The organism is Rhodococcus oryzae (assembly GCF_005049235.1).
Lineage (GTDB): Bacteria > Actinomycetota > Actinomycetes > Mycobacteriales > Mycobacteriaceae > Rhodococcus_G > Rhodococcus_G oryzae.
Genome location: NZ_SUMD01000001.1, coordinates 535,106 through 544,129, shown reverse-complemented (window position 1 = coordinate 544,129; position 9,024 = coordinate 535,106). Strand labels below are relative to the sequence as shown.

At 68.2% G+C, this 9,024-nt stretch carries 11 protein-coding genes; 6 read left to right on the top strand and 5 right to left on the bottom strand.

The window, feature by feature from the left end:
- Positions 1 to 39: 39 nt before the first annotated feature.
- The 3 genes from FCG67_RS02555 to FCG67_RS02545 are packed head-to-tail and all read right to left on the bottom strand — an operon-like array spanning position 40 to position 2,623.
- Positions 40 to 681 carry a Maf family protein gene (locus FCG67_RS02555; RefSeq protein WP_136906800.1) on the bottom strand — a complete coding sequence of 214 codons (642 nt, stop codon included), beginning with the start codon at positions 679 to 681 and terminating at the stop codon, positions 40 to 42.
- Positions 678 to 986 carry an acyl-CoA carboxylase subunit epsilon gene (locus FCG67_RS02550; protein WP_136906798.1) on the bottom strand — a complete coding sequence of 103 codons (309 nt, stop codon included), beginning with the start codon at positions 984 to 986 and terminating at the stop codon, positions 678 to 680. Before FCG67_RS02550 ends, FCG67_RS02555 begins: the two co-directional genes overlap by 4 nt.
- Entirely contained in the window at positions 983 to 2,623 is a 1,641-nt protein-coding gene (locus FCG67_RS02545; protein WP_097210516.1) for an acyl-CoA carboxylase subunit beta, read from the bottom strand. Before FCG67_RS02545 ends, FCG67_RS02550 begins: the two co-directional genes overlap by 4 nt.
- 136 nt (positions 2,624 to 2,759) lie before the next feature.
- Between FCG67_RS02545 and FCG67_RS02540 the strand changes: the two genes are divergently transcribed.
- Positions 2,760 to 3,602 (top strand): biotin--[acetyl-CoA-carboxylase] ligase, encoded by an 843-nt coding sequence (locus FCG67_RS02540; protein ID WP_136906796.1) that lies wholly within the window; start codon positions 2,760 to 2,762, stop codon positions 3,600 to 3,602.
- Positions 3,603 to 3,655: 53 nt separating this feature from the next.
- Here FCG67_RS02540 and FCG67_RS02535 read toward each other — a convergent pair whose 3' ends face one another.
- Positions 3,656 to 4,057, bottom strand: a complete 402-nt coding sequence (locus tag FCG67_RS02535) for a DUF7144 family membrane protein (RefSeq protein ID WP_097210518.1) — start codon at positions 4,055 to 4,057, stop codon at positions 3,656 to 3,658.
- A 152-nt stretch (positions 4,058 to 4,209) separates the two neighbouring features.
- Here FCG67_RS02535 and FCG67_RS02530 point away from each other — a divergent pair, with 152 nt between their 5' ends.
- Genes FCG67_RS02530 through FCG67_RS02510 form a run of 5 tightly spaced genes read left to right on the top strand, consistent with a single transcriptional unit; the run spans position 4,210 to position 8,424 of the window.
- On the top strand, positions 4,210 to 4,671 hold the full coding sequence (locus FCG67_RS02530; protein ID WP_136906794.1) for a DUF6069 family protein: 462 nt from the start codon (positions 4,210 to 4,212) through the stop codon (positions 4,669 to 4,671).
- Positions 4,668 to 5,885, top strand: coding sequence for an AI-2E family transporter (locus FCG67_RS02525; protein WP_136906792.1), 1,218 nt, complete (start codon positions 4,668 to 4,670; stop codon positions 5,883 to 5,885). Before FCG67_RS02530 ends, FCG67_RS02525 begins: the two co-directional genes overlap by 4 nt.
- A gap of 16 nt (positions 5,886 to 5,901) precedes the next feature.
- Positions 5,902 to 6,441, top strand: a complete 540-nt coding sequence (locus FCG67_RS02520; RefSeq protein WP_136906790.1) for a PH domain-containing protein — start codon at positions 5,902 to 5,904, stop codon at positions 6,439 to 6,441.
- A 9-nt stretch (positions 6,442 to 6,450) separates the two neighbouring features.
- The gene (locus FCG67_RS02515) at positions 6,451 to 7,128 is read left to right on the top strand and encodes a response regulator transcription factor (protein ID WP_097210521.1); all 678 of its coding nucleotides are present in this window, start codon (positions 6,451 to 6,453) and stop codon (positions 7,126 to 7,128) included.
- 12 nt (positions 7,129 to 7,140) lie between these two features.
- Positions 7,141 to 8,424 (top strand): sensor histidine kinase, encoded by a 1,284-nt coding sequence (locus FCG67_RS02510; RefSeq protein ID WP_136906788.1) that lies wholly within the window; start codon positions 7,141 to 7,143, stop codon positions 8,422 to 8,424.
- 4 nt (positions 8,425 to 8,428) lie between these two features.
- Here the strand turns inward: FCG67_RS02510 and FCG67_RS02505 are convergent, their stop codons facing one another.
- Entirely contained in the window at positions 8,429 to 8,989 is a 561-nt protein-coding gene (locus FCG67_RS02505) for a GtrA family protein (RefSeq protein WP_136906786.1), read from the bottom strand.
- Positions 8,990 to 9,024: the final 35 nt, after the last annotated feature.

The following is a 9,024-nucleotide window of genomic DNA, read 5'->3' as shown; positions in this document are numbered from 1 at the left end:
GTGTCGGTGGGCGATGACTTCAGTAGGCGGGCTTCGAGTTCAGGTGGCTGGGGTCGCGGCCCAGAGCTCGGAGATGCCGACGCCGACCTCGCCGAGCAGTCGGCGGACCAACGGCAGGCCGATGCCGATCACGCTGGAGGGGTCGCCCTCGATCCGGTCGATGAACCACCCTCCGAGCCCATCGAGCGTGAACGCGCCAGCGACCTGCATGGGCTCGCCGGACTCGAGGTAGGCCTCGAGATCGTCGCCGGACGGGGTCCCGAAATGCACGATCGTCGCGCTGTCCGCGCTGGCCTCACCGACGGTCACCCCGTCGCGCACCCGCAGCACGCAGTGCCCGGTGAGCAGGGTGCCGCTGCGACCCATCATCGAACGCCAGCGGGCCCGGGCCACGTCGGCGGTGTGCGGCTTGCCCTGCAGGGTGCCGTCGATCAGCAGCATCGAATCGCAGCCGATCACCACCACGTCGGTGGCGACCTCGGCGGGTAGCTCGGGGAGCACGGCGGTTGCCTTCGCCCGCGCGAGCTCGGTGACCACCCGCGAGGGCGCGGCCGAGGGGCCGAGTGCTTCCTGCACCGCGTCCTCGTCGACTCCGGAGACCAGTACAAATGGCTCGACCCCGGCCTTGCGCAGCACGGTCAACCGTGCCGGCGAGGCCGAGGCCAGAACGAGCGTGGTCACCGACGGTTCGAGTACGCGTACGGGGACAGGGGGGCAGCGCCCCGGTGCATGCCGGCGGGGTCGCCCCACCGCTCGGCCGGACGGGTGTCGGCCGGTGCCTCCTCGGCGCCTGCAGCGGCGGCGAAGACGGTCACCAGTGCCGCCACCTCGATGTCGGTCGGTGCGCCCTTGACCACCGTGATGACCGGCAATTGAGAGCCCTTGCTGTCGGCAGTCACGATGTCGACCGTAGCGGAGTCGATGGCCTCCGCGGCTGCGGAGAGCACCTCGACGTCTTCGAGTGTCGTTTCCCTCGTCGCTGTCATAGCGGGATGTTCCCATGCTTCTTGGGCGGAAGGGAAACCTGCTTGCGTTCGAGCAGGCGAAGGGCCGCCACGATCTGACCGCGGGTGTGCGACGGCGGGATGACCGCGTCGATGTAACCGCGCTCGGCCGCGACATACGGGTTCACCAGAGTGTCCTCGTACTCGTTCTGCAGCTTGAGGCGCAGCGCGTCGACGTCGGCGCCCGAGGCCTCGGCCTCCTTGAGCTGCTTGCGGTAGACGAAGCCGACGGCGCCGGAGGCGCCCATGACCGCGATCTGTGCGCTCGGCCAGGCCAGGTTCAGGTCGGCGCCCATGTGCTTGGAGCCCATGACGTCGTACGCGCCGCCGTACGCCTTGCGGGTGATGACGGTGATCTTTCCGACCGTGGCCTCGCCGTACGCGTAGAGCAGCTTGGCGCCGCGGCGGATGATGCCGTTGTACTCCTGCTCGGTGCCGGGCAGGAAGCCGGGCACGTCGACCAGGGTGATGATCGGGACGTTGAAGGCGTCGCAGGTGCGCACGAAGCGAGCGGCCTTCTCGGAGGCGTTGATGTCGAGGCAGCCGGCGAACTGGGTGGGCTGGTTCGCGACGATGCCGACGCTGCGGCCGTCGACGCGACCGAAGCCACAGATGATGTTCGCGGCACGCTCGGCTTGGACCTCGAGGAACTCGTCGTCGTCGAGGATGCGCCGGATGACCTCGTGCATGTCGTACGGCTGGTTCGGCGAGTCCGGGATCAGGGTGTCGAGCTCGATGTCCTCGGAGGTCAGCGAGTCCTCGATGGAGCCGACGATCGGGTCGGACGGGGCCAGTCGCGGCGCGGCGGCCTGGTTGTTGCTCGGCAGGTAGCTGAGCAGGTCCTTGACGTAGTCGAGGGCATCCTGCTCGCCGGAGGCGACGTAGTGGGCCACACCGGACTTGACCATGTGGGTGTGGGCGCCGCCCAGGTCCTCCATGGTGACGTCCTCGCCGGTGACGGTCTTGATCACGTCGGGGCCGGTGACGAACATCTGGCTGGTCTGGTCGACCATCACGACGAAGTCGGTCAGCGCGGGGGAGTAGACGTGGCCACCAGCGGCCGGGCCCATGATCAGCGAGATCTGCGGGATGACGCCGGAGGCCTGCACGTTGCGGTGGAAGATCTCGCCGTAGAGGCCGAGCGAGACCACGCCCTCCTGGATGCGGGCGCCCGCGCCCTCGTTGATGCCGACGAGCGGGCGGCCGGTCTTGAGTGCCAGGTCCATGACCTTGACGATCTTCTCGCCGTAGATCTCGCCGAGGCTGCCGCCGAACACTGTGGCGTCCTGGGAGAAGACGCACACGTCGCGGCCATCGATGGTGCCGTAGCCGGTCACCACGCCGTCGCCGAACGGGCGGTTGTCGGCGAGACCGAAGTTCACGCTCCGGTGCCGGGCGAGAGCGTCGAGCTCTACGAAGGAGCCCTCGTCGAGCAGCGCGGTGATGCGCTCACGGGCGGTCAGCTTGCCCTTCGCGTGCACCCGCTCGACGGCGGCCTCGCCGCTGGGGTACTTCGCCTCTTCCTGGCGTCTGCGCAGGTCGGCGAGCTTTCCAGCCGTCGTGTGGATATCAGGGGTGTTTGTCGCCTCTGGCGCAGTGGGCTCCTGGACACTGGTCATGAGGACAGAGCTTATCCAGCCGGTCTCGGTGCCCGTTGACCGAGGTCAGGTTGCGTTCAATCATTGAACCCAAGCTACTGGCCAGTACGAAATTGTGATCCCCGCCGCAGTGGCCGGAGCCCATAGTCTGATCGGCATGTACACCGATCTGAATCGGCCCCCGCTCGTCGCCGACGCACTGCGCAGAGCGCTGGTGCGCGGGACGGCCGGCGGCGACCCCGATGCCTTCTACTCGAGTCTCGACGTCGTCGCCGAGACCGGTTCGACGAACGCCGACCTGTTGGCAAGGGCGGCGGACTCCGCCCTCGACCGCGCGGTGCTGATCTCGGAGTTCCAGGACCACGGCCGGGGCAGGCACGCCCGCTCCTGGGTGGCACCGCCGAGGTCGGCCGTCTCCGTCTCGGTGTTGCTCCGGATGCCGGGGATCGATCCCGCCGATCTGGGGTGGCTCCCGCTGCTCGCAGGCGTCGCGGTGGTCGATGCCATGCGATCGGTGGCCGAGGTGGACGCCGTGCTCAAGTGGCCGAACGACGTCCTGATCGGTGGCAAGAAGGTGGCGGGCATCCTTGCCGAGGTCGCCGCGACCGCACCGATCCCGTCGGTCGTGCTCGGGATCGGGTTGAACGTCAGCCTCACGGAGTCGGAGCTGCCGGTGCCGACCGCCACCTCGCTCGCGCTCGCGGGTGCCGCCACAACCGATCGGGACACCGTGGTGCGCGCACTGCTCCGCGCGCTGGCGTCGGAGTGGACGAAGTGGCACCGGAATGGTTGGGACACAAAGGCGCTCGCCGAGTCGTACCGGGATCGGTGCGCCACGATCGGGCAGCGCGTCCGCGCGGAACTGCCGGGCGGCGGCGAACTGCTGGGCACCGCGAGCGGGATCGATGCACAGGGCCGGATCGTGATAAGCCCGGACGGTGGCAGGGAAGCGGTCGCGGTCTCGGCGGGCGACATCACGCACCTGCGCCCGCAGGAATGACGAGACGAGGGTGCGGGCCGATGGCCCGCACCCTCGTCAGCACAGCGTCGTGGCTAGTCGTTGTCCCATGTCGCGATGGCCCAGATGACGACCACGTCGAGGGCGATGATCAGGATCGACCACCACGGGTAGTAGGGCAGCCACATGAAGTTGGCGATGATCGAGAGGGCGGCCAGGAAGATACCCGCGATCCGCGCCCAGGTCGCACCGGTGAGCAGGCCGAAGCCGGTCAGCGCGATGAGGATTCCCACGATGAGGTGAATCCAGCCCCAGCCCGTGGTGTTGAGCGCGTAGGAGTATTCCGGCCCGACGATCAGGACGCTGTCCTTGGCGAGCGCGGAGATTCCCTGGAAGACCTGGAGGATGCCCACGGTCAGCAGCAGGACCGCTGCCGCGATCGAGCCTCCGGCCGCGAATCCCTGCTTGACGCTGTTGTCCGCGCGGTTTGCCGTCATAGCTGTTCCTCTCTCAGAAATGGGAGTGGTGCTTCGACAAGCAGTGTGAGTCCCGTTAGACACTTGTGCCTCATCCGTCGTGGGTGAAGCGTGTACGGCGCGGTCGGTGCGACCCTCACTGCGAACGACTGTGAGATCGAGGAGGGACAGCAATGACGAGCTATCCGGGAGGGCCGGGCATGTCCGGCACCCCAGGGACGCCAACGCGCGGCATCGCCGGGGGCAAGTACTGGGCGGGTGCAGCCGCGGCCGCGCTGGTCACCGCGCTCAGCGCGCTGGTGGCCACGGTGATTCTCCGGGTCTTCGACCTGATGCCGCTCTCGCCGAACTGGTTGCCCGAGACCACCGTCGCGGTCCGGTTCGCCATCCTCGGGTTCATCGGGGCGCTCATCGCCGCCGGGCTGCTCTACGTGCTGCTGCTGACCACTCCGGGTGGCGACTCGTTCTTCGGCTGGATCATCGGCCTGGTCACTCTTGCCATGGTTGTCGTGCCCTTCGCCTACGACGCGGTGATGGCTGACCGGATCGCCACGAGTCTGGTTCACCTCGCCATCGGCCTGCCGATCCTCGGCCTGCTGCCCGGCGTCGCCGATCGAGCCGCGGTGTGGAAATGAGTCGATCGGTCGCGACCGCGACCGCCCCCGTGTCCGCCCCGACCTCCCCGGTGCCCCCCTCGACCTTGCCGCGCGGGCTGATCGTGCTGCTCGGCCTCGCAGGCGCCGTGGTCGCGATCGCAGGCACCAAAGCCTTCGCCGGGATCATCGGGCCGGTGTTCCTGGCACTGATGTTGGTGGTGGGTGTGCAGCCGCTGGGCGACTGGCTGCAGCGCAAGGGCGCGCCCAAATGGGTCGCGGTGATCTCGACGCTGACGGCCGTCTACCTGATCCTGCTCGGTCTGGTCGCGGCGCTCGTCGTCTCGATCGCCCAGCTGGCCACGCTGTTGCCGCAGTACACCGACAAGGCAGACGAGCTGATCGCCAACGTGCAGGATCAGTTCGCCCAGATGAACATCGGTTCCGATCAGGTGGAGAAGGCGCTCTCGAGCATCGATCTCGGCAAGATCATCGGTCTGGTCGACGACGTGTTGCTCGGGCTGCTGGGTGTCTTCTCGAATCTCTTCTTCATCCTGGCCCTGCTGATCTTCATGGCGATGGACGCGAGTTCGTTCGGCGAGCGGATGCGCGCGGTGGCCTACTCCCGCGCGGACATCGCCTACGCGTTCTCCTCCTTCGCCAGCGGTACCCGCAGCTACCTGATCGTGTCGACGGTGTTCGGCCTCATCGTCGCCGTGATCGACGCAGGCGCGCTCTGGGCCATGGGAATTCCGCTGCCGATCCTGTGGGGACTGCTCTCCTTCATCACCAACTACATTCCGAACATCGGGTTCGTCATCGGAGTGATCCCGCCCGCGCTGATCGCACTGCTGGAGGGCGGTCCGACGCTGATGCTGTGGGTGATCGTCGTCTACAGCGTCATCAACGTCATCATCCAGTCGGTGATCCAGCCCAAGTTCGTCGGCGAGGCCGTCGGGTTGTCGGTGACGCTCACGTTCTTGGCATTGGTGTTCTGGGGGTGGGTGATCGGGCCACTCGGCGCGCTGCTCGCCATTCCGATGACGCTGCTGGCCAAGGCGCTCCTGCTCGACATCGATCCGTCGACCCGGTGGGCCAACGCCCTGATCACGGGCTCCCCGCCGACCGCGGAGGAGCTGGCGACGGCCGAGGCCGAGGCCGCACAGAAGACGGCGGAGCTGCAGGCGGAGGCCGAATCCGCCGTCGAGGATGCCGTCGAATCCGAAGTCGTGGGTGCGGTCGAGGACGCGAAGTAGTCGATACGCTTTCCTGATGGGATATCCGGAGGACGCCCTCGCCACGGACGAGGAGCTGCTGCTGCACCGACACCCGCATTGGAAGATGCTGGTGTTGCCCGCGTTGACGTTCATCGTGGCGACGGCGTTCGCCGGGTTCGCGCTCGGACTCGCCCAGGACCGGCTCGACGGGACCGCCCGCTCCGTCGCGCTGGTCGTGGTTGCGGTGGCCTGGGTCGGGATCGTCGGGTGGCGTTGTGTCGGACCGCTGTTGAGGTGGAAGTTCACCCACTTCATCGTCACGGACCGGCGGGTGCTGATCAGGCACGGCGTGATCACCCACACGGGGATCGACATCCCGATGGGGCGGATCAGCAACGTGCAGTTCAGGCACGGACTGATCGACCGGATGCTGCGGACCGGCACCTTGGTGATCGCGTCGGCGGCCGACGATCCGCTGGAGTTCGACGACATCCCCGATGTGCAGCGGGTGCATTCGCTTCTCTATCACCAGGTGTTCGACGCGATGAATCTCGATTCCGGTCCGCCGACGGAGTACGGTGGGGCCGCTCCGTAGGCTGGGGTCGTGACAGCCGTACTGCTTGCCGAAGACGATGAGGCCATTGCCGCCCCGCTCTCCCGTGCCCTTGGCCGTGAGGGCTACACGGTCACCGTCGAACCGACCGGTCCCGGGACCCTCGAGCTCGCGCTGAGCGGGTCGTTCGATCTGCTGGTTCTCGACCTCGGCCTGCCCGGCATGGACGGGCTGGAGGTGTGCAGGCAACTGCGCGCGGGCGGCTCCGATCTCGCGGTACTGATGCTGACGGCGCGCACCGACGAGGTGGACTTCGTGGTTGGCCTCGACGCGGGAGCCGACGACTACGTGGGCAAGCCGTTCCGGCTGGCCGAGCTGATGGCGCGGGTCCGCGCGCTGATGCGCCGCCGCGGCGGCTCCGAGGACACCGCCATCGCGGTGGGGGACATCAGGCTCGAACCGGCCGCCAGGCGCGTGCTGGTCGGCGGCTCCGAGGTCATCCTCGCGAACAAGGAATACGAGCTGCTCAAGGTCCTGCTCGACCGGGCGGGCGAGGTGGTCTCGCGCGATGTCATCCTGCAGGAGGTGTGGGGTGACGCGGACCTGCGCGGCTCCAAGACCCTCGACATGCACATGTCGTGGCTGCGCCGGAAGATCGGCGACGAGGGTCCGGTCGCCGAGCGGCGCATCGCGACCGTGCGGGGCGTCGGCTTCCGGCTGAACACGTAGCCGGGCGCAGACGTGCGCCGCCGAATCCTGCTCTCCATCCTGGCCGTCGTCATCCTCATCGCGCTCCTGCTGGGGCTGCCGCTGATGTACACCGCCTGGTTGTGGGTCGAGGACCTCACCCGGAGCGATCTGCAGGCCAGGCTGGACCGGATGGCGGCGGAGATCGTCTCGCAGGAGGGCGAGCAGGGCGTGATCGTGGACGGTCTCGACACGGCGCCGCTGCGGCTGGTGGTCCCGGCAGGCGCCAAACTCACGGTGATCTATCCGACCCCGGGCGATCACGAGGTGCAGGTCGACATCGGCGAGCCCGCGGTCGAGCAGCCCCTGAGCGAATCGCTCTCCATGGGCCGCTCTGGTTCGTTGCGGCTGGAGGCGCCGTCGGATTCGATGAGATCGCTCCAACAGCAGGCGGTCGGGGCGGTCGCCTTGGTGGTGTTGGCCTCACTCGGCGCGGGCGCGGCGGTGGCGACGGTGACCGCCAGGCGGCTCGCGGATCCGCTGCGGGACGTCGCGGGCCGCGCCGCCCGGCTGGCGGAGGGCGACTTCCGCAAGGACCCGCGCAGGCACGGGATCGCCGAACTGGATCGGGTGTCCGACGTGCTCGACGCGGTCACCGTCGAGATCGCCGGGCGATTGCAGCGCGAACGGGCGCTCGTCGGCGACGTCTCCCATCAGCTCCGCAGCCGGCTCACCGCGGTGCGGCTGCGGCTCGACGAGTTGTCGGTGCACCCGGATCCCGCGGTGGTCGACGAGGCGACCGAGGCGTTGGGACAGGTGGACCGGCTGACGGAGGCGATCGACGAACTGGTGCGCTCGTCCCGGATGGCAGGCGAGCTCCCGGAACCGGTCGCGGTGGTCCGGGAGCTCGCCGGGGTCGTTTCCGACTGGCAGCGGCCCTATCGGGACGCGGGACGGGACCTGGTGCTGCGGGGCGAGGCCGCGGTGATGTCGACGGCGAGGTCCTCACGACTGCGTGAGTCCGTGTCCGTGCTGGTCGACAACGCGCTCATGCACGGTGGTGGCACCTGCACCGTGGCCGTCCGGTCGGTGCCGGGGACGGCGGAGCACGAGGCGATGGTCTGCGTTGAGGTCGGCGACGAGGGCGAGGGTGTCAGCGACGAACTGGCCCCGCACATCTTCGACCGCGGTTTCTCCGGCGGCGGCTCGACGGGCGTCGGGCTGGCGTTGGCCAGGGCCCTGGTCGAGGCGGACGGCGGCCGGCTCGATCTCCAGCGCAGGCGACCCGCGCTGTTCGCGGCGTTCCTGCCGATGGCGCCCGATGTGGAGCCGCGTTAGCGGGCTAGCTGTGCCCGAGCTCTTCCTCGGCGAGTTCCTCGGGCGTCGGGTCGAAGCCGGTGGACCCGGCCGCCGCACCCCTGGCGTTCTCCTCGGGGAACGCGAATCGGCGCAGCGCCCAGAATCGGAAGACCATCTGCAGCACGTTGCCGATGACGTAGTTGAGGATGAAGTCGACGATCACCAGCGTGGTCAGGCTCGCCGTTGACCGGAAGTCGAAGACGTTGTTGGCGATGAAAAGCGGGGCCGCGGCGATGACGACGCCGATGCCGCTGATGGTGAAGAACAGCAATGCCTCGTGGTGGCGCTCGCGGCCGCCGCGGTTCTTGAAGGACCACTCCCGATTGAGGATGTAGCTCAAGATCGTGGCCATCACGCCGGAGATGATCTTGGCGACGACGGGCTTCTGCTCGAGGATGGTCAGGCTCAGCGAGTAGAAGATCGCGAGGTCGAAGACCATGGTCGTGCCGCCGACTATCGCGAACTTGATCAGCTCGTGATGGCGAAGGACCACGTCCCGGAAGGGCTGGGGTACGCGGCTGACCGCCTGATCGACTAAAGACACAACGACTGAGTGTACGAAAGAGGACGCCGATCCGA

Coding starts and splice junctions, on each gene's coding strand:
- FCG67_RS02545 (WP_097210516.1), bottom strand. CDS start 2,623: ATGACCAGTGTCCAGGAGCCCACTGCGCCAGAGGCGACAAACACCCCT.
- FCG67_RS02520 (WP_136906790.1), top strand. CDS start 5,902: ATGGGATATCCGGAGGACGCCCTCGCCACGGACGAGGAGCTGCTGCTG.
- FCG67_RS02550 (WP_136906798.1), bottom strand. CDS start 986: ATGACAGCGACGAGGGAAACGACACTCGAAGACGTCGAGGTGCTCTCC.
- FCG67_RS02535 (WP_097210518.1), bottom strand. CDS start 4,057: ATGACGGCAAACCGCGCGGACAACAGCGTCAAGCAGGGATTCGCGGCC.
- FCG67_RS02530 (WP_136906794.1), top strand. CDS start 4,210: ATGACGAGCTATCCGGGAGGGCCGGGCATGTCCGGCACCCCAGGGACG.
- FCG67_RS02540 (WP_136906796.1), top strand. CDS start 2,760: ATGTACACCGATCTGAATCGGCCCCCGCTCGTCGCCGACGCACTGCGC.
- FCG67_RS02525 (WP_136906792.1), top strand. CDS start 4,668: ATGAGTCGATCGGTCGCGACCGCGACCGCCCCCGTGTCCGCCCCGACC.